Below are 25,598 nucleotides of genomic sequence, written 5' to 3' on the forward strand. Positions count from 1 at the left end.
TCGAGCGAACGTCTTCCATAGATAACCCCGCCGAGGCGGGGTTATCAGGGTCGGGTCAGGCCGCAATCAGTTCGTACGGCCGAGCATCGTTATTCATTTTCTGTATTTTGATCGGTTGCTCGTCCGCGGTAGGAACGCTCCGACGCGACAACTCATCGATTCCCGCGTCAACAGGCAGCCCCAGCTTTTCGATTGCCAAACGACGCACCAGGGCCTCAGCCGAGCTGTCAATGTCGATTTCGTTGCGCTCCCATCGGCCAATCGACTGCTTGTCACGGTGGACCATGGCGGCCAATTCAGCTTGGGTCAGACCCATTTCGGAGCGCAGGAAACGAAGCTCGTCCCCGCTCATGCCCTTGGCATGGCTTACGATCCCAAGCGCGATTACTTGATGCAGTTCATTCACAGCAGGAATCGTGATGATGTCGTCGCCATCGTCATCCACCTCAACGGCGATGCCTTCGATGTAAACGTTGAGCAGACCGCTTTCTGTGTAGTGGTGTGCGTTATTCATCAGCTTCAACTCCAATTATCGAGCCCGCTTTTCGCTCGAACTCATCGATCCACATAACCGAAATAACTTTGACGAGACATCCGTTCTTGGAAGGGATGATAACGACCCCGATGGATCGACTCCCGCTGTTCGGTGTCTTGCACTCCACGCGATAACGGAAATGACCCGGCCGGGTTGCGGGCACAGGTGGTTGGTACACATTTCCAAACTTGAGCGCATGCAGCACATCAGACATGATCAAGCCGCGTTCGGAAAGCCGATCCTGCGCATGCAGCTTGTACGAGATGTTTAGTTTCAGATTTCTCGATAGATCTTATTTCAATCGTCGCACGGCCGGCATCCCAAGGTTGCGTGATCGTCACAAATCCCCCTTCTATGGCATTCCTTCCGGTGCTTCATCTATCATGGTGATACCTACATAAGTGCTGAACGTCAATAAACAAGCGGCATGCCATTGACGCCCGTTGGGTGGTGACAAATTCGCTACCGAACACAGGACGACACCGCTATTAAGACTAGCGCGTGGTTGGAGGACAGTCATGACCATAGCTCAGACAAAGGCACCGCTGCGGCTGCCGATCGACGGGCGCCATCGCCGGATGTTCATCGGCGGCGGCTGGGTCGATGCCCGCTCCGGTCGGACCACGGAGAGCCGCAATCCCGCCACCGGCGCGGTCATCGCCACGGTGCCGCGCGCCGACCGCCAGGACATCGACTTGGCGGTGACTGCTGCGCGCAAGGCGTTCGAGGGCCCGTGGAGCCGGTTCAAGCCTTATGAGCGCCAGGTGCTGCTGCTGAGGATCGCCGACCTCTTCGAAAAGCACTGGGAAGAGATCAGCCGCTCCGACACCACCGACATGGGCATGCCGATCATACGCACCCGCGCCAATCGCAACCGGGTCATCGGCATGCTGCGCTACTATGCCGGCATGGCGACGGCGCTGCACGGCGAGACGATCGACAACTCGCTGCCCGGCGAAATCGTCTCTTTCACCCGCAAGGAGCCGGTCGGCGTCGTCGGCGCCATCATTCCCTGGAACGCGCCAACGGCGGCGTCGATCTGGAAGATCGGCCCGGCGCTGGCGACCGGCTGCACCATCGTGCTGAAACCATCGGAAGAGGCGCCGCTGACGCCGCTTTTGATCGCCGACATCATGAACGAGGCCGGCGTTCCGGAAGGCGTCGTCAACATCGTCACCGGCACCGGCACCGAGGCAGGTGCCGCACTCGCCGAGCATATGGGCGTCGACAAGATCGTCTTCACCGGCTCGACGGCGACCGGCCAGTCGATCGTGCGGGCCTCGGCCGGCAATCTCAAGCGCGTCTCGCTGGAGCTCGGCGGCAAGTCGCCGGTCATCGTCTGCGCCGATGCCGATCTCGACAAGGCGGTGCCGGTGGCGGCGATGTCGGTGTTCGCCAATTCCGGCCAGATCTGCATCGCCGGTTCGCGCCTTTTCGTCGAACGGCCCGTCCATGACGAGTTCGTCGAGCGGCTCGCGGCATACGCCAAGGGTCTCAGGGTCGGCGACAGCATCGACCCGGCGACCGAGATCGGTCCGCTCGTCTCCGAAAAGCAGCTGCAACGGGTCACCGGTTACCTCGAGGCCGGCACCGCGGAAGGGGCGAAACTCGTCACCGGAGGCACCCGGCTTGTGGAAGGCGCGCTTGGCGCCGGCAATTTCGTCGCGCCGACCGTCTTTGCCGGCGTCTCGGACGACATGAAGATCGCCCGTGAGGAGATCTTCGGGCCGGTAATTTCAGCCTTGCCGTTCGATACGCTGGACGAGGCAGTCGAGCGGGCCAACAACACGCCTTACGGCCTGGCTGCAGGGGTCTTCACCCAAAATCTCGCCACCGCCCACCAGCTGTCGCGCAAGATCCGCGCCGGCTCGGTCTGGGTCAATACCTATCACGCCATCGATCCGGCCGTGCCCTTCGGCGGCTACAAGATGAGCGGCTACGGCCGCGAGGGCGGCGCCGAGCACCTCGCCGAATATCTTAACACCAAGGGCGTGTTCATCAAGATCGATTGATCGGTCCGCCGCCCGCACAAAAAATGCTCCCCGACGCCGGTTTTGCAAAACAGAATTCCTTCCCATGGCCGCAAAGCCATCCCATGCTCGAGCAATTGGAGCGTTACGCTCGTCGTCATCGGTGCATTTTTCCATGGCAGAAAATCGACAATTGCGGCTTGGCGCTTTCATGCGGCCCGTCAGCCTTCATACCGGCGCCTGGCGCTACCCGGGCGCCTATCCCGACGCCAACTTCAATTTCGCGCATCTCAAGCACTTCGCGCAAAGGCTGGAAGCGGCAAAGTTCGACGCCTTCTTCATGGCCGACCACCTGGCCGTGCTCAACATGCCGATCGAGGCGCTGCGGCGCAGCCACACGGTCACGTCCTTCGAGCCGTTCACGCTGTTGTCGGCGCTTGCCGCCGTCACCGATCGTATCGGGCTGATCGCAACCGCCTCGACGACGTTCGACGCGCCGTACCACATCGCCCGTCGTTTCGCCTCTCTCGACCATATCAGCGGCGGGCGCGCCGGCTGGAATATCGTCACCACATCCAATCCCGACGCCGCGCTGAATTTCGGCCTCGACGAGCATGTCGAGCACGACGAGCGCTATCGCCGGGCGCGGGAGTTTTACGATGTCGTCACCGGCCTGTGGGACAGTTTTGTCGACGATGCCTTCATCCGCGACGCCGAAAGCGGGCTCTATTTCGATCCGGCGAAGCTGCATGTGCTCGACCATAAGGGCGAATATCTTTCGGTGCGGGGACCGCTCAATATCGCGCGGCCGGTGCAGGGCTGGCCGGTCATCGTGCAGGCCGGCGCGTCGGAGGCCGGACGGCAGCTCGCGGCGGAAACGGCCGAGGTGATCTTCGCCGCCCATGCCGATCTCGCCTCGGGGCAGCGCTTCTTTGCCGACGTCAAGAAACGTGCGCAAAAACTTGGCCGGTCGCGCGACGACATCAAGATCCTGCCCGGCGCCTTCGTCATTGTCGGCGAGACCGTCGAGGAGGCGCAGACGAAGCGGGCCAAGCTCGACAGCCTCGTCTACTACGAGAGCGGCGTCGCCTCGCTGTCGATCGCGCTCGGCCACGACGCGTCGCGGTTCGATCCGGATTCAGTCTTGCCCGAAATCCCGGAAAGCAACGCCAGCAAGAGCGGCCGCGAGCGCGTCATCGAACTGGCGCGCAAGGAAAACCTGACCGTCAGGCAGCTTGCGCAGCGGCTGGGCGGCTATTCCGGTCTTGCCTTCGTCGGCACTTCGAAAACCATCGCCGACGAGATGGAGGAATGGCTGGTCACCGAAGGCTCGGACGGGTTCAACGTCATGTTCCCCTATCTTCCCGCCGGATTGGATGATTTCGTCGAGAAAATCGTGCCCGAATTGCAGCGGCGCGGCATTTTCAGGAGCGAATACGAAGGATCGACCCTGCGCGAAAATCTTGGCCTGAAGCGGCCGCCAAACCGGTTCTTCCAACCTGAGACGGCAGCGATCCGCAAAGCTGGCTAGAACCGGTAATGATTTTAGACCGTGGCAAGCATCCGTTCTTTTCGTTCGGCCCGAATGTCCATAGGGTCAGCAGCGGGCTGGCAGCCCGAAATCATCGCGAGGGCTTTGCATCATGACCAATCCGGCCGTTGTCGGTTTCTCAGGCAATTTCACCCGGCCGTCCAAGACGCGCGGCTTCGTCGATCGTATCGTGAACGAGGTAGCCGGCAGATATGGCCTGGCCGCCAGCACGCATGACGTCGTCGACCTCGGCCCCAGCCTCGGTGGCGCCAAATGGGCGCGTGAACTGGATGCGCAAGCGGGCGATATCCTCAAGCGCGTCGTCGCGGCGGACGTGCTCGTCGTTGGCTCGCCCACCTACAAGGGCAGCTATACCGGCCTGTTCAAACACTTCTTCGATCTTGTCGACCCAACGGCGCTCAGGGGCAAGCCGGTGGTGCTGCTGGCGACCGGCGGCGGCGACCGGCATGCGCTGATCATCGAGCACCAGCTGAGACCGCTGTTCGGCTTCTTCGAGGCCTTTACGCTGCCGACCGCGATCTACGCTTCGGACAGGGATTTCATCGACGGCGTGCTTGCGTCCGAGACGATCCAGGCGCGCGTCGGACAGGTCCTCGAGGATATCGGTGCAGCGCTTGGCGGTCGCTCCCGCGCCGGCACCGCTGCCGAATAGCCCCTAAAAAGAAAAACCCGCCTCAGCGGCGGGTCTCGGGGCGAATCAGCACCATACCAAAATTATTAGCATAGCTGCCGGCACAAAGCAAGAACAAAATGCAGGAATCGAGCGCGCCTTGCGTGCCCGATCCCTCAACGCAGCCGTCAGATGACGAACAGCCAGTTGGCGAGCAGCATCACCACGACGCCGGCGACCAGCGTCAGATAGGGCAGCATCCCCGCCTTTTTCACCGCAAGGTCGGACGAGCTCATGCCGAGATCGGCCAGCATGTGGTCGGGGAATTTGCCCTTGTCCTGGATGTAGTGCCGGAAGCAGAACACCGGGATGATCAAGGCTGCCGTGATCAGCCCGGCCCACAATGCCATCGGGTTCCAGACCTTGGCGCCGGCGCCCATGAAGACCGCGTTGACGTAGGCAAAGATGGCGCCGAGGCCGAGCAGCCAGCTCGGCGCCCTCCATGGCCGCGCGATGTGGCCATTGTCGATGCGGTGGATCCAGCCGGCATTGAGGTTAAGGAAGTTGAAGATGATGTAGCCGCAATTCGACACGGCGAGGATGAAGAAGAAGCTTGTTGCGTCGGCCGAGGCGATGGCCAGCACGATCAGGTTGAAGATCAGGTCGGTCCACATCGCCCGCGTCGGGGCGCCGTGCTCGTTGACATGGCTGAGATAGCGCGGCAGCCAGCCGTCGACCGAGCCTTGATAGAGCGTGCGCGAGGAGCCGGCCATCGCCGTCATGATGCAGAGCACCAGCGCCAGGATCATCAGCATCACCAGCAGGCTGTGGATCAGCTGTCCGCCGCCGACCATACCGGCCAGCGCATCGGCAACGCCGGAGCCGTCGACGATCGGCGTCGCCAGCATGCCGTTCAAGCCGAGCACGCCCTGGAAGGTGAACGGCACCAGGATGAACAGCAGCATGCACAACAGGCCGGAATAGAAGATCGCCTTGAAGGTATCGGTGCCCGGGTTTTTGAACTCGGAGGTGTAGCAGACCGCGGTCTCGAAGCCGTAGGTCGACCACGCCGCGATGAACATGCCGCCGAGCACCAGCGTCCAGCCGGCGATGTTCCACGCGCCGGGCTCCGGCGCATAGGCTGCCGCGAGCGGCACCAGCGGCGAGAAGTTTGCCCAGTTGATCTGGCCGGTGACGATCGGCACCACGCCGACGATCAGCATCGGGATGATGACCAGCAGGCCGATATATTTCTGCACGTTGGCCGTGCCCAGGATGCCGCGATGCTGGATCGAGAAGATGATCAGCATCAGCACCGCGCCGATGAAGAAGGTGGCGTTGAAGGTGAAGGAAACCGGGCCAAGCGTGTGACCGTAGAGCGTCCAGTTACGGATCGCCGGCGTCGCCGCCGCGGTGACCGCGGTGATGGCGTCGGCGGCGCTGGTTCCGGCATGGGCCGCGATATAGGCGGCGACCTCCGGCGACGTGTCGGTGAACAGCGGCACCGGCGCCAGTGCGTTGAGGATATAGGCGGCGGCGATCGAGCAGCCGAGCGACAGCACCGGCGACCAGGCGAACCAGTTGCACCACACCGAAAGCGGCGCGATGAATTTCGAATAGCGCAGCCACGCGGTGGCGCCGTAGACCGAGGCGCCGCCGGATTTGTTCGGGAACAGCCCGGCGATCTCCGCATAGGTGAAGGACTGCAGGAAGCCCATGACCATGGATACGGCCCAGATCAGGAAGGCCAGTGTTCCGGTGGTGCCGGCGATGCCGCCGATCGAAAACAAGACAAGGGCCGGAACGCCGCTTGCCACCCAGAAGGCGCCGCGCCAATCGATGTTCCGGTGCAGCTGCCCTTCGGCAGGCGGCACCAAGGTGGTGACTATCGTGCTCATTTACGTGGATTCCCCATTTTTGATGTTCCCCATCGGCAACAGCCGCAATCTCGCGAGGCGTCATCGACGCTCACGTTGAACGGCCCCAGGCGTTTTCCGCTCAGTAGTATTTTTTTCTTAGCAGTGAAGATTGACCCAAGGCGCTTTCACGTCAAGTGGTTTGTGACGCTGTGCACATTGCGTTTGTGAAACAGTCGAGCTTCGCTGGCGCTGCCAACGGGTGCGGTCTTTCTCCCCTTGTTGTGGGAGAAGGGAAGAACCAGACAGCGTCGATCAGGAGCGCGGCCTGGTCTTTTGCGGGTCGTAATGGGCGAAGGCGACGACGCGCGCCGGCAGCCGCTTGCTGTGACCATCGAGCTTGCCGATTTCGACCTCGGTGCCGATCGCCGAATGCGTGACGTCGAGCCTGGCCAACGCGATGGTCTTGTTCAGCACCGGCGAGCGCATGCCCGAGGTGACGACGCCGATCTGGGCCCGGCCGACATGCACGCAGTCGCCGTGGCCGACCGCGATATTGGCGTCGACGTCGAGGCCGACCAGCTTCTTCTGCGGGTTTTCCTTGCGCCGGATCAGCGCCTCGCGGCCGATGAAATCGTCGCTCTTGGTCTTCAGCGCTACGGTGAAGCCGATGCCGGCCTCGAACGGATCCGTCTGGTCGGAAAACTCGTGAGCAGCAAAGATCAGCCCGGCCTCGATGCGCACCATATCGAGCGCCTGCAGCCCCATCGGCTTCAGGCCGTGCGGTTGGCCGGCCTGCCAGATCGCGTCGAACACCTTTTCGGCGTCGCGCGGATGGCACCAGATCTCGTAGCCGAGCTCGCCGGTGTAACCGGTGCGCGAGACAACGACCGGAATGCCGTTGCCGCCGCCGATGCGGGCGACGGCGAAACGGAACCATTCGAGTTCGTCGATCGACGGCTGCAGCGGCGAGGTCCAGATGATCTGCCGCAGGACGTCGCGGCTTTTCGGTCCCTGCACGGCAACATTGTGCATCTGGTCGGTCGAGGAGCGCACCAGCACGGTGAGGCCGAGTTTTTGCGCCGTTTCCCGCAGCCATTGGCCGGATAGATCGTCGCCGCCGACCCAGCGGAAATTATCCTTGCCGAGCCTGAGCAGCGTGCCGTCGTCGATCATGCCGCCATGCTCGTAGCACATGGCGGAATAGACGACCTGGCCGACGCCGAGCTTCTTGATGTCGCGGGTCAGCGTGTATTGCAGCAGCGCCTCGGAGTCCGGCCCGGTGACCTCGAACTTGCGCAGCGGCGACAGGTCCATGATCACGGCGTCCTGCCGGCAGGCCCAGTATTCATCGATCGGGCCTTGCTTGGCGAAGGAATTGGCGAGCCAATAGCCCTTGTACTCGACGAAGTTGCGGGTGTGCTTGGCAAAGCTCGAATGAAAGGCGGTCTCGCGGGTCATTTTCGGTTCCGAATCGGGCGTCATGCGTCTGGCGATCGCTCGCGAGAATTTGTGCTGGCCGGGATAGGTTCGCACATGGATGTCGGTCAGGTTCCAGCCATTGGCCGGCGTCGTATCGTCGGGGCAGGCGGACGAGACGCAGACGATGTCCGTGAGCGCCTTGAGTAGCACATAGTCGCCGGGCCGCGACCACGGCTCGTCCGACACCACGACGCCATGCGCGTCGATGGCCGTGTTGAAGAAGAAGTTGATCGCCATCCAGCCGGCGCGAGGCGTGACACCCTTGTCGGCCAGCGCGCGGTTGAAATTCTCCGAGCAGTTGGGATGGCCGGGATAACCGATGTCGTCGTAATATTTGGCCGCGCAGGCGAGCGCGAATGCATCGTGGCGGCCGCAAGTGTCCTGCACAACCTCGACCAGCGGCTCCATGTCCTGGTCGTAGTATTTTGAGTGCAGACCGGGCATCGGATAGCTCGAACCCATCAGCGTGCGCGTCGTCGTCACGTCGAGCGGATGATCGCGGCCCCTGTCCAGCTTGCGCGCCGAAAAGCACTGAAAGTCGGTGCATTGGCGCCCGTCGACATCGATGATCTGCAGATAGTCGCCCGCCTTGACGAAGTAGGCCTCCGCCGTCGCCGAATGGACGCGCAGGTCGAGCACGGGATCGGCCAGCGGGTCGGCAAGCCTGGATTTCGCTGCTGGGCGGATGGTGGCGCGGCGGACGATGACGCTAAGCGGCGTCGCCGTATCGTGGCCGTCGACCAGCATCGGCCCGCCGGGCGCGGCAATCAGCATCGACCCATCGCGGGCGACGGTAAAAGCCTGTTCGGTACCGGCAGGGGTGGCGCCGCCGAAAACGCGAACCGCCTTCGCCTGGTCGAGCTGCACCTGGCGCCGCTCGAGCCCCCGGCGCAAGGATGCGAGGCTGTCGTCGCCTTCGGCCAGCAGCGCCTTGATGCCGGCGGCATTGCTGTTCGATTTCTCGCCGAGAATGCCGGGATCGGTCGCGTCGCTGCTGTCCCATGCCAGCAGCTCGCAGGCCTGCCCGCCCTCGACATCGCGCACGGTGACAATGTCGCCGGCCTCGACCTCGATCAGCACCGCGCCATTGCCCTGAACCGTGTAGCGCTCCATCCCGGCCGGCAACGTAATCTGCCCTGGCCGCAGGATCACGCTCGGCCGGGGCGGTCCGGCGACGACGGCGGGGTAGGGCGACTGGCTCATCTCAACCTTGGTTTCGAGAAACAAGTTTGCCTGTGTGTGAAATTATTTTAGCGGGAAGAATAGCAGGGGGATCGGATTTGGCAAGGTGAAGGTGGCACAAGCTCCACCTTCTCCCCCTGTGGGAGAAGGTGTCGCCGAAGGCGACGGATGAGGGGTGTTCCAGGGAACGCCAGCCTCTCACTCCGCTGGAACACCCCTCATCCGTCTCGGCGCTGCGCGCCGATCCACCTTCTCCCACAAGGGGAGAAGGAAAGACGCGCCAAGGCTATGCCAACTCCTCGCTGTGGCTGATCTCGACGCCATACTCGGCGGCAGCGTCCAGCATCGTATGCGACAGGCTTTCCGCGAAGGTGGCGAACACCAGAAGATTGAACACCGCCTGTCCGTCCGGCCGGTCATTGCCGCGCCAGAGATTGATGCTGGTGTGATCGACCGAGGTCGCCGCAGCGGTGCCGGCCGGGAACGCCGCGGGGTGCAGGTCTAGTGACGACAGTTTGGCCAGCATCGCGCGCGCCTTTTCTCCGGAAACGCTGATCAGCGCGCGAGCATGCGACTGGTCGGACAACGAGGCGGATTGCGCAAACGTCTGGCTCAGCGGTTCGCTCGCGTGCTTGCCGCCATTGGACAGGACCAGGAACTGATCCGGTCCCGACCAGATCAGCGTAGCGTCGGGAGTTCGGGTCGCCTTGGGCGTTTCCGGGGCGGCAACGCCGAAGCGGGTTTCGGCGGCCTTCGCCAGTTCTGCCGCTTTGCCGCGCCGCGCCATCACCTGGATCAGGTCGAAATTGCGGATCTCGGTGAGCGATACGCCGGCCGCCGTGCCGCGCGCGCCATAGGCGCCGACAACGAGCGCTTTCTCCAGCGGACTGCGGGCAATCCAGGAAAACTCAGCCACGCTGGCGCCCTCCATCCGGATCGTAGAAGGCCGGGCTGCACAGCTCGACGTCGTAGTCTTCGCCGCGCAGCGGGTCATGCGCATGGACGATCTCGCCGATGCGCTCGCGGCCACGCTCAACAAGCGCCAGCCCGATCCACTGGTCGAGCATGGGCGAGAAGCAGACCGAAGTGACATAGCCCTGGTCGTTGCCGGGACCGGGCGTCTCGCCTTTCGGAATGATATGCGCGCCGGAGCGCAGGCGGCGCGTCTTGTCGACCGGCTTGATGCCGACGACGACCTGCCGGTCTGGGGCAATCAGCGCCTCGCGCCCGGCCATGACGCGGCCGATGAAATCTTTTTTGGTCGACATCATCTTGCCGAGGCCGAGGTCGGCGGCGGTCGTCGTGCCGTTCAGCTCCGGGCCGGCGACATGGCCCTTTTCGATGCGCATGACGCCGAGCGCCTCGGTACCGTAGGGCGTAACGCCGAACGGCTTGCCGGCCAGCATCAAATTGCGCACCAGCGCCTCGCCATAGCGGGCGGGAACCGAAATTTCGAACGCCATTTCGCCCGAAAACGAGATGCGGAACAGCCGCGCCTTGATGCCACCGCGAAGCGCGACTTCCCGCGCCCCCATGAAGGGAAAGCCCTCGTTCGACAAATCCTCCGCCGGATCGACGATTTCCCGAAGCAGGTCCCGGGTCTTCGGCCCGGCGATCGAGAACTGCGCCCATTGATCGGAGACGGATGTCAGCTGCACGTCGAATTCGGGGAACAGCACCTGCCGGCAGAATTCGAGATGCTGCATCACCAGCCCGGCCTTGGCGGTGGTGGTGGTCAGGAAATAGTGGTCCTCGGCCAGCCGCGACGTCGTGCCGTCGTCATAGACGATGCCGTCCTCGCGCAGCATCAGCCCGTAGCGGGCTTTGCCGACGGCGAGACTGGAGAAGGTGTTGATGTAGACGCGGTCGAGAAAGGCGCCGGCATCCGGGCCGTGCACGTCGACCTTGCCGAGCGTCGAGACATCGCAGAAGCCGACGCCGGAGCGCACCGCCTCGACCTCGCGGGTGACCGATTCCAGCCAGTCCTTTTCGCCGGCGCGCGGATACCATTGCGCGCGCTTCCACAGGCCGGTGTCGACGAACACCGCGCCCTGTTCGGCTGCCCAGTGATGCGACGGCGTCAGCCTCGTCGCATGGAAGTCTTCGTCGCGATGATGGCCGGCGAAGGCGCCGATGGCGACCGGCACATAGGGTGGGCGGTAGATCGTCGTGCCGGTTTCGGGGATCGATTTGCCGCTGATTGCCGCCATGATGGCGAGACCGGCGACGTTCGAGGTCTTGCCCTGGTCGGTGGCCATGCCGAGCGTCGTATAGCGCTTGAGATGCTCGACCGATTCGAAACCTTCGCGCTGCGCCAGCACGATGTCGGACGCGGTCACGTCATGCTGGTAATCGACGAAGGCTTTCCCTTTGCCGGCCACATACCAAAGCGGCGTCAGCGAAAACGCCTCCCTGTCGGCGACCGGCGATGTGCCGGCATTGCCGCCGCGTCCAGCACTCTGCGCTGCCGCAGCACCCGCGGCAAAGCCCTGGCGCAGGCAGTCGCCCAGCCCGAAGGCGCCGTTGGCGGCGCCGACGGCCATCATGCCGGGCGGCGCACCATCCGGCACGAAGGCTGCGATATCGTCCTGCCATTTCGGCCGGCCGCGATGATAGGAGGTCAGCCCGACCGCCGGATTCCAGCCGCCGGACACGGCAAGCCCGTCGGCTTCGACTTCCGCCCGTGCGCCGCCGGTCAGCGCCACCACGATTTTCCGGACCCCGTCCTTGCCGCCTTCGACCCCGCTGACCGAGCCGTTGAGCACGGCAAAGCCGCCCTTGGCGGCAAGCGCTCGATGCGCGGCGGAGACGTCCGGGCGCGCATCGACGACCGCCGCGATCTGCAAACCGGCGCCAAGCGCGGTCTCGACCGTGCGCCAGCCATCCTCATTGTTGGTGAACAGCGCGATCCTCCTGGCAGGGGTAACCGCGTAGCGCGCGACATAGGTCCGCATAGCCGAAGCCATCATCACGCCCGGCGTGTCGTTACCGGCAAAGACGATCGGTCGCTCGATGGCGCCGGCGGCGACGACGCAGCGCTTGGCCACGATCCGCCACAACCGCTGGCGCACCTGGTGCTCGGGCGGCGAGGGCAGGTGGTCGTTGACCCGCTCGATGGCGCCATAGGTGCCGCCATCATAGACGCCGAACAATGTCGTGCGGGTCATGATGCGGACATCGTGCAGTGCGGCGAGTTCGGCCAGCGTGCGCGTAATCCATTCGGCCGCCGGCGCGCCGTCGATCATGCCGCCGTCGGCGAGCAGACGGCCGCCAAGCGCAAAATCTTCCTCGCACAGGATGACGCGGGCGCCGCCGCGCCCGGCCGCCAGTGCCGCAGCCAGCCCGGCCGGGCCGGACCCGGCAATCAGCACGTCGCAATGCGCCCACGCCTTGTCGTAATGGTCGGGATCGGCGACGCCTGCAGCGCGGCCGAGGCCGGCGGCGCGGCGAATCGTTGGCTCGTAGATCGTTTCCCAGAATTTCGCCGGCCACATGAAGGTCTTGTAGTAGAAGCCGGCGACGAAGATCGGCGCGAACAGCTGGTTGACCGCCATCAGGTCGTGGCGCAGCGACGGCCAGCGGTTCTGGCTGGCGGCTTCGAGCCCGTCATAGAGTTCGGCCGTGGTCGCCTTGGTGTTCGGCTCGCGCCGCGCTCCGCTGCGCAGTTCGACCAGCGCGTTGGGCTCCTCCGAACCAGCGGTCAGGATGCCGCGCGGCCGATGGTATTTGAACGAGCGGCCGACCAGCTTGACGCCATTGGCGATCAGCGCCGAGGCCAGCGTGTCGCCTTGGAAGCCGGCAAAGCTCTTGCCGTCGAAGCGGAAGGCCAGCGGCGCGGCGCGATCGATGAGACCGCCTGATACGAGACGATAGGGCTGGCTGGAGGTCACGTTTGCTGGCCCTTAAGCAGGAGCGCCGCGCTGCCCCTCATCACCCTGCCGGGCACTTCTCCCCGTATAGGGACGGGGAGAAGGGGGCTGGCCGCAACCTCGGCGCCTTTCAGGGAACGTCGATGATTGGCGAAACAATCGATGGCGGCGCCCCTCTCCCCGTCTCTATACGGGGAGAGGAGGCCGGCAGGCAGGTGAGGGGCGGCGCTAACCTGGACAGAATTCATCTTGCAGCCTGCCTTGCACCAACGCCTGCAGCCGGTTCGACCGCCGAAATCTCGTGCGTCAGCGTGTTGCGGGCGACCTTCAGCCAGGCCCGGCAGCCGCCGCCATGGTACCAGTATTCGCTCATCGGCCCGGCGATGTTGTCGCGCAGATAGACGTAGTCGAAGACCTCGTCGTCGGTGGCGCCGGCCGCCGGACGCACCGGCTTGGCGTCGCCCAGATAGGTGAACTCCCCGAGTTCGCGTTCGCCGCAGAAGGGACAGACAATGCGCATGCTTCTTCAGCCAGCCTTTAATGCAGGTTCGGTTGGGCGCCTTGGCCCTTTTCGTCGATCATCGCACCTCGCCGGAAGCGGTCGAGACGAAAGCGGGCAGCCTCCTTGTGCGGCTCGTCGCGCGCCAGCAGATGGGCAAAGACCAGGCCGGAGCCGGGCGTCGCCTTGAAGCCGCCATAGCACCAGCCGGCGTTGAGATAGAGCCCGTTGACCGGTGTTTTGTCGATGATCGGCGAGCCGTCCATCGACATGTCCATGATGCCGCCCCACTGACGCAGCAGCCGTATCCGGCCGATCATCGGCATCAGCGCCATTCCGCCCTCGCACACGTCTTCCATGACAGGCAGATTGCCGCGCTGGGCATAGGAATTGTAACCGTCTATGTCGCCGCCGAAGACCAGGCCGCCCTTGTCGGACTGGCTGACGTAGAAATGCCCGGCGCCGAACGTCATGACGTTGGGGATCAGCGGCTTGATCGCCTCGGAGACGAAGGCCTGCAGCACATGGCTTTCGATCGGCAGCCGCATGCCGGCCATCGCCGCGACGCGCGACGAGGAGCCGGCGACCGCCATGCCGACCTTGGCCGCGCCGATCCTGCCGCGGCTCGTCTCGACGCCGGTCACCTTGCCGCTGCCATCGCGGACAAAACCGGTCACCTCGCAGTTCTGGATGATGTCGACGCCGAGCGCGCTCGCCGCATGCGCATAGCCCCAGACCACGGCGTCGTGCCGCGCCGTGCCGCCGCGCCGCTGCAAAAGCCCGCCCTGCACCGGGAAACGTGCGTTGTCGAAGTTCAGGAACGGCATCATCTTCCTGACCGCCGTCAGATCGAGCAGTTCGGCATCGATGCCGTTGATGCGCATGGTGTTGCCGCGCCGCGCATAGGCATCGCGCTGCGCGTCGGAATGGTAGAGGTTGATGACACCGCGCTGGCTGACCATGGTGTTGTAGTTGAGGTCCTGCTCCATCCGCTCCCACAGCTTCATCGACAGCTCGTAGAAGCCGGTATTGCCGGGCAGCCCGTAATTGGAGCGGATGATGGTTGTGTTGCGGCCGGCATTGCCGGAGCCGATCCAGCCTTTTTCCAGCACGGCGACATTCCTGATGCCGTATTCGCTGGCGAGGAACCATGCCGTCGCCAGGCCATGGCCGCCGCCGCCGATGATCACCACGTCGTAGTGGCTCTTCGGGCTGGCGTCGCGCCAGGTGCGCTGCCAGTTCTTATGGCCGGAAAATGCCGCCCGGGCGAGGGAGAAGATCGAGTATTTCATGAACCTGTTTCGCGCCGGGCGTGCAACAATTCCGGATCAGATGTCGAGCGTGTGGTCGCGCTCCCACTGGGTGAAGTGGGAAGCATAGGAATTCCATTCCTGCTGCTTGAGCTTTAGATAGGCCGACGAGAATTCCTCACCCAGCGCCGCCTTGAGCGATTTGTCGTTGTCAAACTCGCGCAACGCGTCGAGCAGGTTGAGCGGCAGCTTCGGCGCGCCCTCGACCGTATGGCCGAACTGGTACATGTCGATATCGTAGCGCCGGCCGGGGTCGGCCTTCGAGCGGACGCCGTCAAGGCCGGCGGCGATGATCACCGCCTGCAGCAGATACGGGTTTGCCGCGCCGTCCGGCAGGCGCAGCTCGAAGCGGCCGGGGCCGGGCACGCGCACCATGTGGGTGCGGTTGTTGCCGGTCCAGGTCACCGTGTTCGGCGCCCAGGTGGCGCCGGAGATGGTGCGCGGTGCGTTGATGCGCTTGTAGGAATTGACCGTCGGGTTGGTGATGGCGGCAAGCGCGGACGCATGTTTCATAATGCCGCCGAGGAAATTCCTGCCCTTGGCCGACAGGCCGAGCTCCATCGCATTGTCGGCAAAGACATTGGTCTTGCCGTCTTTGTCCCACACCGAGATATGCGCATGGCAGCCATTGCCGGTCAGGCCCTGGAAGGGTTTAGGCATGAAGGTTGCGCGCAGGCCGTGCTTTTCGGCGACCGATTTCACCATGAATTTGAAGAAGGAATGCTTGTCGGCGGTCGCCAGCGCATCATCGAAGGCCCAGTTCATCTCGAACTGGCCGTTGGCGTCCTCGTGGTCGTTCTGGTAGGCGCCCCAGCCGAGCGCCAGCATGTGGTCGCAGATCTCGGCGATCACGTCGTAGCGGCGCATCACCGCCTGCTGGTCGTAGCAGGGCTTCGACGCCGTGTCATATTCGTCGGAAATCGTCTTGCCATCCGGCGAGATCAGGAAGAATTCGGCCTCGACGCCGGTCTTGATGTGCATGCCGTCGCCAGCAGCCTCCGCGATCAACCGCTTCAGCGTGTTGCGCGGCGCCTGCTCGACCGATTTGTCGTCCATGATGCAGTTGGCGGCGACCCAGGCGACCTCCGGTTTCCAAGGCAACTGGATCACCGAGGCCGGATCCGGCACCGCCAGCATGTCGGGATGCGCCGGCGTCAGATCGAGCCAGGTGGCAAAGCCGGCAAAGCCGGCACCGTCCCGCTGCATGTCGGCGATCGCCTGCGCCGGCACCAGCTTGGCGCGTTGTCCACCGAACAGGTCGGTGTAGGATATCATGAAATATTTGACGCCCTTTTCCTTGGCGAAGGCGGCGAGATCGTTCCCCATTATAGTTCCTCGCTTACTGGCATTTGGTTTGTCTTAGAAGCCGTTCTTGCCCGGTATCCAGTTGGTGCCGGCCAGCGGCACGCCGGCCATGGCGGCGGCTTCGATCGTCAAGGCCACAAGATCCTCGGGCTCGAGATTGTGCAGGCTGTTTTTGCCGCAGGCGCGGGCGATTGTCTGAGCCTCAAGTGTCATCACCTTAAGATAATTCGCCAGCCGTCGGCCGGCCGCGATCGGATCGACCCGTTTCATTAGCTCGGGATCCTGCGTGGTGATGCCGGCCGGGTCGCGACCCTCATGCCAGTCGTCATAGGCGCCGGCGGTGGTGCCGAGCTCGTTGTATTCCGCCTCCCAGCGCGGGTCGTTGTCGCCGAGCGCGACAAGCGCTGCCGTGCCGATCGACACCGCATCGACGCCGAGCGCCAGCGCCTTGGCGACGTCGGCGCCGTTGCGGATACCGCCGGAGACGATCAGCTGCACCTTGCGGTGCATGCCGAGGTCCTGCAGCGCCTGCACGGCCGGCCTGATGCAGGCAAGCGTAGGCTGGCCGACATTTTCAATGAACACTTCCTGGGTCGCCGCAGTGCCGCCCTGCATGCCGTCGACGACGACGACATCGGCGCCCGATTTCACCGCAAGCGCGGTGTCGTAATAGGGCCGCGCGCCGCCGACCTTGACGTAGATCGGCTTTTCCCAGTCGGTGATCTCGCGCAGTTCGAGGATCTTGATCTCGAGGTCGTCCGGCCCGGTCCAGTCGGGGTGGCGCGAGGCCGAGCGCTGGTCGATGCCTTTCGGCAGCGTGCGCATTTCGGCGACACGGTCGGAGATCTTCTGGCCGAGCAGCATGCCGCCGCCGCCTGGCTTGGCGCCCTGGCCGACGACCACTTCGATCGCGTCGGCGCGGCGCAGGTCGCGCGGGTTCATGCCGTAGCGTGACGGCAGATACTGGTAGACCAGCGTCTTCGAATGGCCGCGCTCTTCCTCGGTCATGCCGCCGTCGCCGGTCGTCGTCGAGGTGCCGGACAGCGTCGCGCCGCGGCCAAGCGCTTCCTTCGCCGGGCCGGACAGCGAGCCGAAGCTCATGCCGGCAATAGTGATCGGGATTTTCAGTTCGATCGGTTTTTTCGCATAGCGCGAGCCGAGCACGACGCTGGTGTCGCAGCGCTCGCGATAGCCTTCGAGCGGGTAGCGCGAGATCGAGGCACCGAGGAACAGAAGGTCGTCGAAATGCGGCAGCTTGCGCTTAGCGCCGGCGCCGCGGATGTCATAGATGCCGGTCGCCGCGGCGCGGCGGATCTCGGAAAGCGTGTAGTCGTCGAAGGTCGCGGATTTGCGCGGCGTCGTCGGCGGGTTGCGATAGGTCATTGAGCCTCAATACGCGTCGGCGTTGTCGATATTGAAATTGTAGAGGGTACGAGCCGAGCCATAACGCTTGAACTCCGCCGCCTTGACGCCGGTCACACCGGCGCGGTCGAGCAAGCCTTGCAGCAATTCGAGATGCTCGGGCCGCATCTCCTTGGCGATGCAGTCGGCGCCGAGGCTTTCGACCTTGCCGCGCACGAAAAGCCGCGCCTCGTAGATGGAATCGCCGAGCGCATCGCCGGCGTCGCCCAGCACCACGAGGTTGCCGGACTGCGCCATGAAGGCCGACATGTGGCCGATATTACCATGGACGACGATGTCGATGCCTTTCATCGAGATGCCGCAGCGCGACGACGCGTTGCCTTCGATGACGAGCAACCCGCCCCGGCCGGTGGCGCCGGCATACTGGCTGGCATCGCCTTTGACGACGATCTGGCCGGACATCATGTTCTCGCCGACGCCGGGCCCGGCCGAGCCATGCACGGTGATGGTGCCGCCGTCGTTCATGCCGCCGCAATAATAGCCGACGCTGCCGCGCACATCGATGGCGACCGGCTGGTCGACGCCGACGGCGACCGAATGGCTGCCTCGCGGGTGGAGCACCTCCCAGGCGGTCTCGTTCGAACCGGGCGCCAGATCGTGCAGCGCTTGGTTGAGCTCGCGCAGCGACATTTCGGCCAGATCGAAGACCCGTGATGCATGGCCCGGCTCGCGAGCCGCCTTGGAGAGGTTAATTGCCGGCATTGGTTCAATGCTCCCAAAAATAGACGGTTGCGGGCTCGGGTTCCCAGACCTTCGCATTGTCTATGCCGGGCAGTTTGGTGAGCGCACGATATTCCGAGCCGAAGGCGACATACTGGTCGGTTTCGGCCATTACGGCGGGCTTGCAGGCGATCGGGTCGCGCACCACGCCGAAGCCGTTCTTGGTGCCGACGACGAAGGTGAAAAACCCGTCGAGATCACTCAGCGTGCCTTCCAGCGCCTCGCCGAGGTTCTTGCCATGCGCCATCTGCGAGGAGAGATAGGCGGCAGCGACCTCGGTGTCGTTCTCGGTCTCGAATGTCATGCCTTCGCGGATCAGCTCGCGGCGGACATTGTTGTGGTTGGACAGCGAGCCATTATGGACCAGGCACTGGTCGGCGCCGGTCGAGAACGGATGCGCGCCCATCGTCGTCACCGCCGATTCGGTCGCCATGCGGGTATGGCCGATGCCGTGCGTGCCGGTCATCTCGCGGACGCCGAAACGGTCGACGACCGCTTCGGGCAAGCCGACTTCCTTGTAGATTTCGACGACGTCGCCGGCGCCCATGATGCGGATGTCGGGGCGCAGCGCCTGGATCGTCTCGCGTGCTTCGTCGATCTTGGCAGGCGTCGTCCGGACCACGGCATGCGTCGACTTCGCAGCAATGCTCACCGGCGCGCCGATTGCCTTGGCGAGTTCGGCGTCGAGGCTGCGGAAATCGCGCTCCGGCTTGGCCGACTGGATGGTGATCTTGGCTTCATTGGAGGGCGCGCCATAGATGGCGATGCCGGCGCTGTCGGGACCGCGATCGCTGAGCGAGATCAGCATCTCCGACAGCATCGCGCCAAGCTGGGGCTCGAGCGACTTGTCCTTCAAAAACAGTCCGACGATTCCGCACATGTCAGCCTCCGCGAGTTTGTTCCCTCCGAGATGTATCGAATGAGTCCCGGGAATTCAATTGGTATGAAAAAAATTTTCCTGTCGTTATATATCGGCTGAGGCGCCGCCGGCCGCACTATCGCTGCGCTGGCCGCCATTGTGAACCCATTTGGCATAGCGGATGCGGGCGATCTTGTAGGCATCCAGGATCGACAGGGCATAGATCAGGAAGCCGCCGGCATGGCGTCCGACGAAGCTGGCGTCGGGCGGCGCGATCTTGGCGGTGACCCAGGCGAGGATCACCATGAAGAACAGGAATTGTAGGCCGCGCACCGGCACGCCGAGCACGACATGCCCGCTCGCCGGCAAAACGATCGCAGCGCCCAGAACCAGATAGGGGCTCGGTGGTGTGGGGGAGGTGGTGATCTGGCTGGTCATGCCGCTTGCCGTTCGCTTTGATTGATGGCATCGCGCAGCGCCGAAGCCGACGACAGCAGCCTCTCGATCAGCACCGGATCGAGCCTGACCGTGCCGAATTCGGCTTGCCGGAATACGCCGTAGCGCGCCCGCTCGGCCTCGGCCAGCAGCCAGACGATGCGCACGCCGTTCGGCGTGATCAGCAATTCCTTGGCGCGCTCCTCGGCAAAGACATCGAGGTGGCCGGCGATGATGGCTTCGGGGAAGCGCACGCCCTTGCGGTCGCTCCGCAGCACCGCCTCGGCCGGAAACCCCGCCGCCTTCGGCAGCGGGTGGACGAGATGATCGAAATTGGAAAAAGTCGTCGGCGATCCCGGCCGCATCATCATATCGAAAGTGCCTGGTATCGCGACCTTTTCGGTGATCGAAACGCTAAGCCAGCGCGCCGGCAGCTTCCTGATCGCCAGCGTGTCGACGATGGTCCGCACCTGCACCCGCCGGCCGTTCCACGAGCCGGCGAAGGTGACGACGCCGGCAGTGCCGTCCGAGACGTTGGCCGCGTCGGGGACGACGACGCGGACGCCGGCTTCGTCGGCGGCAAGCCCGGTCGAAGCCTTGGCGCGGCTGGCCCGCGCAAGCCAGGCTATATGGAGGACGAGAGCCAGGGCAACCGCCCCGGCGAGCAATGCTGAGATCACCTAACGCACCTCGTCACGCAAATGCCCGCCCAGACCGGGCGCGCCGTCAGTAGCCCTGCGGCTTCGGCCACGGCATGGTGAACTGGGCGCCACGGCGCACGAATTTGTAGCGGTAGAAGTGGAACCACAGCGAGATCAGGAAGTAGAAGGCGACCATGGCGATCAGCTGCGAGCCGAAGCCGAGGAAGATCGCAAAGAAGGTGACGACGCAAAGGCAGAACAAGACGATCGCCGGCAGCGGATGGAACGGATGGGTGTAGCCGCGGCGGATCGAGCCGAGCGGCCACTTTTTCCTGAACATGATGATGTTGATGCTCATGAAAGTGTATTGCAGCACGCCCGACAGGATCGAGAAGGTGATCGCCTGGTTGAGGTCGGCGATGAAGGCGAAGGCGAGCGCGATCGGCAGCAGAAACAGGATCGAGCGATAGGGCGTGCGGTATTTCGGATGCACCGCCGAGAACCAGGTCGGCAGATAGCGGTCGCGGCCGAGCGAAAACCAGGCGCGCGCGGCGTCGTTGATGCAGCCATTGGCGGAGGCGAGCGCGGCAAGCAGCGTCGCGATGAACAACAGGTTCTCCAGCAGCGCACTGCCGGTCAGTTTGCCTGCATCCCACAGCGGATAATAGGTGATGCCGAGATATTCCCAGGGCATCATCGAGGCGCAGACATACCAGGTCATGGCGGCGGCGATCAGAAGCGTGATCATACCGGCCATCGTGCCGTAGGGCAGCGAGCGCGCCGGCGAGCGCACTTCCTCGGCGGCCTGCGTGGTGCCCTCGATGCCGAGATAATACCAGATGCCGAACTGGAAGGCGGCGATGACGCCGATCCAGCCGTAGGGCAGGGCGTTGCCCGGGGTCACCAACTCGTTGAGCTTGAGCACGGCGCCTTGCGTCCACGGGCTGACCGAGAAGAACAGGATGACGATCGAGACATAGGCGATGGCGGTGATGACGAAGTTGACGTTGAGCGTCATCAGCACGCCGCGATAGTTCAGCCATGCCAGCACGACGATTGTCGCGGCGATGAAGGAATTGTGGTTGAGGCCCTCGACGCCGGCCTTGGCGACGATGGTGTCGCCGAGCAGGATCGCGTCCGACACTTCGAGCATGGTGTAGGCAAAGACCAGGAACAGCGCGACGTTGAAGGCCATCAGCGGCCCGACAATGTGCTTGGCCTGCGCATATTGGCCGCCGGCGGCGGCAACCGTCGAGGTAACTTCGGAATCGATCATCGCGACCGAGGTGTAGAGCAGGCCGACGATCCAGCAGACGATCAGCGCCGCCAGCGCGCCGCCCTTGTCCGCCGCGAAATTCCAGCCGGTGAATTCGCCGACCAGAACGATGCCGACGCCGAGCGCCCATACATGGGCGGGGCCAAGCACCCTGAGCAGTGAAACCCTGTCGCCCTGCACTTGCACCGCTGGTTCAGCCGTGATCGTCATCGCTCAATCCCCCACTCAGATCCGGTGTTTTTCGGACACGGCTTCAAGTTCGCCTTCCCTGGACGAGGTCAGCATCTCTTCGGAATAGGTCGTGTCGATCTTGAACCAGTCGTAGAGCATCCACAGCGCGAGCACGATCGAGATGCCCCAGCATGCGTAAGAGAGTGCCACCCACATGACGATGCTTCCTATCTATTTGTCGCCGAACTTTTCGTCGATGACGTCGCGGTATTCGCGGTCCGATGCGCGGAACAGAAAGATGAAATAGCCGATCAGCACCGCCGCCATGATGATCAGCGTCGGCCAGTCGATGATGTAGTGGAACCGGTTCTGGATGATGTCGTGCGCGGTTTCCGGCGTGTAGCCGAGCTTTTCCCAGATCGAGGCCATGGTCGGGTTCTGGCCGAGCGCTTCCCACGTCTTGGCGTCGAGCGCGTCGATGGATTTTGCCGCCCCTGCCAGACCTAGTTTCAGCGGCAGCCACAGCGCAACGAAAATCGCGACCACGACGACGGCGATATCGAAAACCTGTCCGGCCTTGCTCTGTTCGGGCGGTGTATAGCGGGCCATGCGTCTCCCCCTCAGGACTTGCGGTTGCGGTAGGCGTCGGCGTTCTTGATGTCGAGGCCGTAGATGAAGTCCTTGTCTTCCTTGTAGTGGTTGACCATCGCCAGGATGGCGGCCGTGTTGAAGATCAGCACCGCGGCGGCGGCGACCGCGACGACGAGCTTGATGCCGGCGTCGGGGACGTATGGCCATGTCATGAACAGGACAAAGAGGATCGTCGCCCACAGGCAGACGATCAGGAGCACGGATCCACGCACGTCGGAACGGTACAACGCTTCCACGCGCTGTTGCAGGTCGGACATCGGCTTTCCCCTTTTTCAACGCCGGTCCAGATTGGCCGGTCATTGCCCTCTTTCAAGAGAGTGAAATTTTTTTCATAAAATCCGGCCGAATTGTGGAATTGTCAAGACGATTTTACGCGACGTTAACCGTTTGTTTGGGCGCGCCGGATTTGCCTGACAATGAAATTATTTGCTTACGGGTATTGCAGGCTCCCGGCGTTTGCGATCAATATTCAAGCCAACGCTCCCGCCTGTGTGCAGGGAGCAGGGGAAAGCAAAAAAGTTTCTTTCGAACGGAGGACAGCGGATGACGGCATCCTGGAGATTTTCGACGCTTGCGGACCGCCATCGCGCGCTCGGCTCGAAGCTCGAGGACTGGAGCGGCATGGGCACCGCCTGGACCTACGACAAGGACACCGACGAAGAGTATATCGCCATCCGCACCAAGGCCGGCCTGATGGACGTGTCCGGCTTGAAGAAGGTCCACATCACCGGGCCGCACGCCTCGCACCTGATCGACCTGGCGACGACGCGCGACGTCGAAAAGATCTATCCCGGCAAGTCGGCCTATGCCTGCATGCTCAACGAGGCCGGCAAGTTCACCGACGACTGCATCCTCTACCGCACCGGCCCGAATTCCTGGATGGTCGTGCATGGCTCGGGCACCGGCCATGAAGAGTTGCAGCGCGCTTCCGTCGGTCGCGACGTGTCGCTGCGCTTCGACGACAATCTGCACGATCTTTCGCTGCAAGGCCCGACCGCCGTCGATTATCTGGCAAAGCATGTGCCCGGCATTCGCGACCTCAATTATTTCCACCACATGCAGACCCAGTTGTTCGGCTTTCCGGTGATGATCTCGCGCACCGGCTACACCGGCGAGCGCGGCTACGAGATCTTCTGCCGTGGCCAGGACGCCGGAACGATCTGGGACAGGATCCTCGACGAGGGCAAGAGTGCCGGCATCATCCCGTGCCGCTTCACCACGCTCGACATGCTGCGCGTCGAGAGCTACCTGCTGTTTTACCCCTACGACAATTCGCAGAAATACCCGTTCGAGAACGAAGGCCCCGGCGACACACTGTGGGAGCTTGGTCTCGACTTCACCGTCAGCCCCGGCAAGACGGGCTTTCGCGGTGCCGAGGAGCACTACCGCCTCAAGGGCAAGGAGCGCTTCAAGATCTTCGGCGTGCTGCTCGAAGGCAAGGAGCCGGCCGACGAGGGCGCGCCGGTCTATCGCGACGGCAAAAAGGTCGGCGTGGTGACCTGCGCCATGTATTCGCCGCTGGTCAAAAAATCGATGGGCATTGCCCGACTCGACGTCGACTGCGCGGTGCAGGGCACCAGGCTCGAGATCCGCAACAAGAGCGGCACCATCAGCGCAACCGCCGAGCCGCTTCCTTTCGATGATCCGAAGAAGACCAAGCGCACGGCGAAAGGCTGAGGCATACTGCGGGTATGGCAGCGAAAAGCATCATCAGTCGCCCGGTCTATGGGACCCTGTCTCCGCAGCCTGGCAAGCATCATCTTTTCATAGCGGATGCAGAGGGAGCGCTGGCGATTGCCGATCTGGCCGCCAAGGCACCGGCGGATTTCTTCGGTGGCGCCCACATCATCTTCATTCCCGGCCGCGACGGCAAATACGCCGATGCGCTCGAAGCCCTGAAGCCGGCACAGTTCTACCTCGGCCATTCCTTTGCCAGCGCCCTGCCGCGGCTGAAGCAGACGCTGGCCAACGCGCATATGGGACTCAGGCTCTATCTTGCCGGCACCGAGGGGCTGATCGGCCAGGCCATGCAGGCGGCGCTGGAAGCCGGCATCGACCACACCTCGGTTCAGACCGAGCATCGCGGCTCGCTGGCGCGCCGCATGCAGTGCGTCCACTGCAAGGGCATCACCGAGAACGTGACGACGCAGCCGGCAACCTGTTCGCATTGCGGCCTCTTGCTTCTGGTGCGCGATCACTATTCGCGGCGCCTCGCCGCCTTCCAGGGCGTCTGCATCAACGCCGAGGACCGCAGCGAAATTCCTCCGATCGAGGAGGTCTTTCGATGAGCACCGGCACCACCAAACTCGATGTCGTCGTCAGCGATGTCGTCCCGGTCAACGAGCTGGTGACGCGCTTTCATTTCCGCCGGCGCGACGGCGAGCTTTTGCCGACCTTCTCCGGCGGCGCCCATGTCGTCGTCGAGATGCGCGATGGCGAACGCACCAGGCTCAATCCCTATTCGCTAATGGGCTCGCCGCTCGACACCAGCGAATACACCATCTCGGTGCGCCGCGACGACGCCGGCCGCGGCGGCTCGCTGTTCATGCACAGGCAGGTCAGGCCGGGCACGGAGATGGTGGTCAGCTACCCCGTCAACCTGTTCTCGCTCGATCTGCGCGCCAGGAAGCATCTGATGCTGGCCGGTGGCATCGGCATCACCCCGTTCATGGCGCAGACCGCGCAGCTGGCGGCGGAAGGCGGCAATTTCGAATTGCACTACACCTGCCGCACCGCCTCGCTCGGCACCTATGCCGACCTGCTGAGAGAGCGCTACGATCGCCGGGTCAGGCTCTATCACGATGACCGCGACGAGCGCGTCGATCTCGACCGGCTGCTGTCGTCGCAGCCGCTCGGCACGCATCTCTATGTCTGCGGCCCGTCCGGCATGATCGACTGGGTGCGCGATCGCGCGGCTGCCTTAGGCTGGCCTGCCGAGACCGTGCATTTCGAGCATTTCGCGGCACCGCAGCCCGGCGCGCCCTTCGACGTGACGCTGGCGCTCAGCGGCAAGATCATCCGTGTCGACGAGCAGCAGAGCCTGCTCGAGGCGATCGAGGCGGCCGGGGTCGATCCGCCCTATCTCTGCCGCGGCGGCGTCTGCGGCCAGTGCGAGACCAACGTCATTTCGCATGACGGCAAATTCATCCACAACGACCACTGGCTGAGCGAGGAAGACCACCGTTCGGGCTGCAAGATCATGCCCTGCGTCTCGCGCTTCGAGGGCAGGTCGCTGGTGCTGGAAAGATAGGAG

The 25,598-nt window shown here is 63.7% G+C and carries 24 protein-coding genes; 6 read left to right on the forward strand and 18 right to left on the reverse strand.

What is annotated here, in order from left to right:
* Positions 1 to 55: 55 nt before the first annotated feature.
* Entirely contained in the window at positions 56 to 514 is a 459-nt protein-coding gene (locus tag NKJ15_RS07010) for a helix-turn-helix domain-containing protein (protein WP_352455217.1), read from the reverse strand.
* On the reverse strand, positions 507 to 812 hold the full coding sequence (locus NKJ15_RS07015) for a DUF4258 domain-containing protein (RefSeq protein WP_352814751.1): 306 nt from the start codon (positions 810 to 812) through the stop codon (positions 507 to 509). The genes NKJ15_RS07010 and NKJ15_RS07015 overlap by 8 nt, the downstream gene beginning before the upstream one ends.
* Positions 813 to 1,053: 241 nt before the next feature.
* Here NKJ15_RS07015 and NKJ15_RS07020 point away from each other — a divergent pair, with 241 nt between their 5' ends.
* From NKJ15_RS07020 to msuE, 3 genes are all read left to right on the forward strand, one after another.
* Positions 1,054 to 2,547 carry an aldehyde dehydrogenase family protein gene (locus NKJ15_RS07020; protein ID WP_352814674.1) on the forward strand — a complete coding sequence of 498 codons (1,494 nt, stop codon included), beginning with the start codon at positions 1,054 to 1,056 and terminating at the stop codon, positions 2,545 to 2,547.
* Positions 2,548 to 2,680: 133 nt separating this feature from the next.
* On the forward strand, positions 2,681 to 4,036 hold the full coding sequence (locus NKJ15_RS07025) for an LLM class flavin-dependent oxidoreductase (protein ID WP_352738537.1): 1,356 nt from the start codon (positions 2,681 to 2,683) through the stop codon (positions 4,034 to 4,036).
* A 112-nt stretch (positions 4,037 to 4,148) separates the two neighbouring features.
* Positions 4,149 to 4,709, forward strand: coding sequence for an FMN reductase (gene msuE, locus NKJ15_RS07030; protein ID WP_352455213.1), 561 nt, complete (start codon positions 4,149 to 4,151; stop codon positions 4,707 to 4,709).
* A gap of 146 nt (positions 4,710 to 4,855) precedes the next feature.
* Here msuE and NKJ15_RS07035 read toward each other — a convergent pair whose 3' ends face one another.
* From NKJ15_RS07035 to NKJ15_RS07110, 16 genes are all read right to left on the reverse strand, one after another.
* A complete protein-coding gene (locus NKJ15_RS07035; protein WP_352542214.1) occupies positions 4,856 to 6,565 on the reverse strand; it encodes a trimethylamine N-oxide permease in 1,710 nt (569 codons plus the stop codon).
* A gap of 273 nt (positions 6,566 to 6,838) precedes the next feature.
* On the reverse strand, positions 6,839 to 9,208 hold the full coding sequence (locus NKJ15_RS07040) for a trimethylamine N-oxide demethylase (protein ID WP_352814676.1): 2,370 nt from the start codon (positions 9,206 to 9,208) through the stop codon (positions 6,839 to 6,841).
* Between the two features lie 265 nt (positions 9,209 to 9,473).
* A complete protein-coding gene (locus NKJ15_RS07045) occupies positions 9,474 to 10,103 on the reverse strand; it encodes a sarcosine oxidase subunit gamma (RefSeq protein ID WP_352542212.1) in 630 nt (209 codons plus the stop codon).
* A complete protein-coding gene (locus tag NKJ15_RS07050; protein WP_352768554.1) occupies positions 10,096 to 13,077 on the reverse strand; it encodes a sarcosine oxidase subunit alpha in 2,982 nt (993 codons plus the stop codon). The genes NKJ15_RS07045 and NKJ15_RS07050 overlap by 8 nt, the downstream gene beginning before the upstream one ends.
* A gap of 223 nt (positions 13,078 to 13,300) precedes the next feature.
* A complete protein-coding gene (locus NKJ15_RS07055; protein WP_352542210.1) occupies positions 13,301 to 13,576 on the reverse strand; it encodes a sarcosine oxidase subunit delta in 276 nt (91 codons plus the stop codon).
* Positions 13,577 to 13,593: 17 nt separating this feature from the next.
* Complete coding sequence (locus NKJ15_RS07060; protein ID WP_352542209.1) at positions 13,594 to 14,847, reverse strand: sarcosine oxidase subunit beta family protein; 1,254 nt, start codon at positions 14,845 to 14,847, stop codon at positions 13,594 to 13,596.
* Positions 14,848 to 14,883: 36 nt separating this feature from the next.
* On the reverse strand, positions 14,884 to 16,191 hold the full coding sequence (gene glnT, locus NKJ15_RS07065; RefSeq protein WP_023673983.1) for a type III glutamate--ammonia ligase: 1,308 nt from the start codon (positions 16,189 to 16,191) through the stop codon (positions 14,884 to 14,886).
* 33 nt (positions 16,192 to 16,224) lie between these two features.
* The gene (locus tag NKJ15_RS07070) at positions 16,225 to 17,553 is read right to left on the reverse strand and encodes an FMN-binding glutamate synthase family protein (RefSeq protein ID WP_023673984.1); all 1,329 of its coding nucleotides are present in this window, start codon (positions 17,551 to 17,553) and stop codon (positions 16,225 to 16,227) included.
* Positions 17,554 to 17,559: 6 nt separating this feature from the next.
* Complete coding sequence (locus tag NKJ15_RS07075) at positions 17,560 to 18,294, reverse strand: GltB/FmdC/FwdC-like GXGXG domain-containing protein (protein WP_352453795.1); 735 nt, start codon at positions 18,292 to 18,294, stop codon at positions 17,560 to 17,562.
* 4 nt (positions 18,295 to 18,298) lie between these two features.
* Positions 18,299 to 19,192: a class II glutamine amidotransferase gene (locus NKJ15_RS07080; RefSeq protein ID WP_352542208.1), complete on the reverse strand. Its 894-nt coding sequence runs from the start codon at positions 19,190 to 19,192 to the stop codon at positions 18,299 to 18,301.
* Between the two features lie 84 nt (positions 19,193 to 19,276).
* On the reverse strand, positions 19,277 to 19,609 hold the full coding sequence (locus NKJ15_RS07085; RefSeq protein ID WP_352814679.1) for a hypothetical protein: 333 nt from the start codon (positions 19,607 to 19,609) through the stop codon (positions 19,277 to 19,279).
* On the reverse strand, positions 19,606 to 20,286 hold the full coding sequence (locus NKJ15_RS07090; RefSeq protein WP_352542206.1) for a hypothetical protein: 681 nt from the start codon (positions 20,284 to 20,286) through the stop codon (positions 19,606 to 19,608). The genes NKJ15_RS07085 and NKJ15_RS07090 overlap by 4 nt, the downstream gene beginning before the upstream one ends.
* A gap of 46 nt (positions 20,287 to 20,332) precedes the next feature.
* A complete protein-coding gene (locus tag NKJ15_RS07095) occupies positions 20,333 to 21,733 on the reverse strand; it encodes an APC family permease (protein ID WP_352472309.1) in 1,401 nt (466 codons plus the stop codon).
* 15 nt (positions 21,734 to 21,748) lie between these two features.
* Positions 21,749 to 21,910 carry a hypothetical protein gene (locus tag NKJ15_RS07100; protein WP_023673991.1) on the reverse strand — a complete coding sequence of 54 codons (162 nt, stop codon included), beginning with the start codon at positions 21,908 to 21,910 and terminating at the stop codon, positions 21,749 to 21,751.
* Positions 21,911 to 21,925: 15 nt separating this feature from the next.
* Positions 21,926 to 22,303: a hypothetical protein gene (locus NKJ15_RS07105; RefSeq protein ID WP_023673992.1), complete on the reverse strand. Its 378-nt coding sequence runs from the start codon at positions 22,301 to 22,303 to the stop codon at positions 21,926 to 21,928.
* Positions 22,304 to 22,314: 11 nt separating this feature from the next.
* Positions 22,315 to 22,602 (reverse strand): hypothetical protein, encoded by a 288-nt coding sequence (locus NKJ15_RS07110; RefSeq protein ID WP_352472310.1) that lies wholly within the window; start codon positions 22,600 to 22,602, stop codon positions 22,315 to 22,317.
* 286 nt (positions 22,603 to 22,888) lie between these two features.
* Here NKJ15_RS07110 and NKJ15_RS07115 point away from each other — a divergent pair, with 286 nt between their 5' ends.
* From NKJ15_RS07115 to NKJ15_RS07125, 3 genes are read left to right on the forward strand one after another with little or no spacing between them, the layout of a single operon-like run.
* Complete coding sequence (locus NKJ15_RS07115) at positions 22,889 to 24,022, forward strand: aminomethyl transferase family protein (RefSeq protein WP_352814681.1); 1,134 nt, start codon at positions 22,889 to 22,891, stop codon at positions 24,020 to 24,022.
* 14 nt (positions 24,023 to 24,036) lie between these two features.
* Positions 24,037 to 24,633, forward strand: coding sequence for a dimethylamine monooxygenase subunit DmmA family protein (locus tag NKJ15_RS07120; protein ID WP_352542204.1), 597 nt, complete (start codon positions 24,037 to 24,039; stop codon positions 24,631 to 24,633).
* Positions 24,630 to 25,595 (forward strand): PDR/VanB family oxidoreductase, encoded by a 966-nt coding sequence (locus tag NKJ15_RS07125; protein ID WP_352542203.1) that lies wholly within the window; start codon positions 24,630 to 24,632, stop codon positions 25,593 to 25,595. The genes NKJ15_RS07120 and NKJ15_RS07125 overlap by 4 nt, the downstream gene beginning before the upstream one ends.
* The last annotated feature ends 3 nt before the right edge of the window (positions 25,596 to 25,598 follow it).

The organism is Mesorhizobium sp. M0207, assembly GCF_040321995.1.
In the GTDB taxonomy this organism is placed as follows: Bacteria; Pseudomonadota; Alphaproteobacteria; order Rhizobiales; family Rhizobiaceae; genus Mesorhizobium.

Coding starts and splice junctions, on each gene's coding strand:
- NKJ15_RS07055 (WP_352542210.1), bottom strand. CDS start 13,576: ATGCGCATTGTCTGTCCCTTCTGCGGCGAACGCGAACTCGGGGAGTTC.
- NKJ15_RS07080 (WP_352542208.1), bottom strand. CDS start 19,192: ATGTGCGGAATCGTCGGACTGTTTTTGAAGGACAAGTCGCTCGAGCCC.
- NKJ15_RS07075 (WP_352453795.1), bottom strand. CDS start 18,294: ATGCCGGCAATTAACCTCTCCAAGGCGGCTCGCGAGCCGGGCCATGCA.
- NKJ15_RS07100 (WP_023673991.1), bottom strand. CDS start 21,910: ATGTGGGTGGCACTCTCTTACGCATGCTGGGGCATCTCGATCGTGCTC.
- NKJ15_RS07025 (WP_352738537.1), top strand. CDS start 2,681: ATGGCAGAAAATCGACAATTGCGGCTTGGCGCTTTCATGCGGCCCGTC.
- NKJ15_RS07085 (WP_352814679.1), bottom strand. CDS start 19,609: ATGACCAGCCAGATCACCACCTCCCCCACACCACCGAGCCCCTATCTG.
- NKJ15_RS07070 (WP_023673984.1), bottom strand. CDS start 17,553: ATGACCTATCGCAACCCGCCGACGACGCCGCGCAAATCCGCGACCTTC.
- NKJ15_RS07120 (WP_352542204.1), top strand. CDS start 24,037: ATGGCAGCGAAAAGCATCATCAGTCGCCCGGTCTATGGGACCCTGTCT.
- NKJ15_RS07110 (WP_352472310.1), bottom strand. CDS start 22,602: ATGTCCGACCTGCAACAGCGCGTGGAAGCGTTGTACCGTTCCGACGTG.
- NKJ15_RS07010 (WP_352455217.1), bottom strand. CDS start 514: ATGAATAACGCACACCACTACACAGAAAGCGGTCTGCTCAACGTTTAC.
- NKJ15_RS07035 (WP_352542214.1), bottom strand. CDS start 6,565: ATGAGCACGATAGTCACCACCTTGGTGCCGCCTGCCGAAGGGCAGCTG.
- NKJ15_RS07125 (WP_352542203.1), top strand. CDS start 24,630: ATGAGCACCGGCACCACCAAACTCGATGTCGTCGTCAGCGATGTCGTC.
- msuE (WP_352455213.1), top strand. CDS start 4,149: ATGACCAATCCGGCCGTTGTCGGTTTCTCAGGCAATTTCACCCGGCCG.
- NKJ15_RS07040 (WP_352814676.1), bottom strand. CDS start 9,208: ATGAGCCAGTCGCCCTACCCCGCCGTCGTCGCCGGACCGCCCCGGCCG.
- glnT (WP_023673983.1), bottom strand. CDS start 16,191: ATGGGGAACGATCTCGCCGCCTTCGCCAAGGAAAAGGGCGTCAAATAT.
- NKJ15_RS07020 (WP_352814674.1), top strand. CDS start 1,054: ATGACCATAGCTCAGACAAAGGCACCGCTGCGGCTGCCGATCGACGGG.
- NKJ15_RS07095 (WP_352472309.1), bottom strand. CDS start 21,733: ATGACGATCACGGCTGAACCAGCGGTGCAAGTGCAGGGCGACAGGGTT.
- NKJ15_RS07115 (WP_352814681.1), top strand. CDS start 22,889: ATGACGGCATCCTGGAGATTTTCGACGCTTGCGGACCGCCATCGCGCG.
- NKJ15_RS07060 (WP_352542209.1), bottom strand. CDS start 14,847: ATGAAATACTCGATCTTCTCCCTCGCCCGGGCGGCATTTTCCGGCCAT.
- NKJ15_RS07105 (WP_023673992.1), bottom strand. CDS start 22,303: ATGGCCCGCTATACACCGCCCGAACAGAGCAAGGCCGGACAGGTTTTC.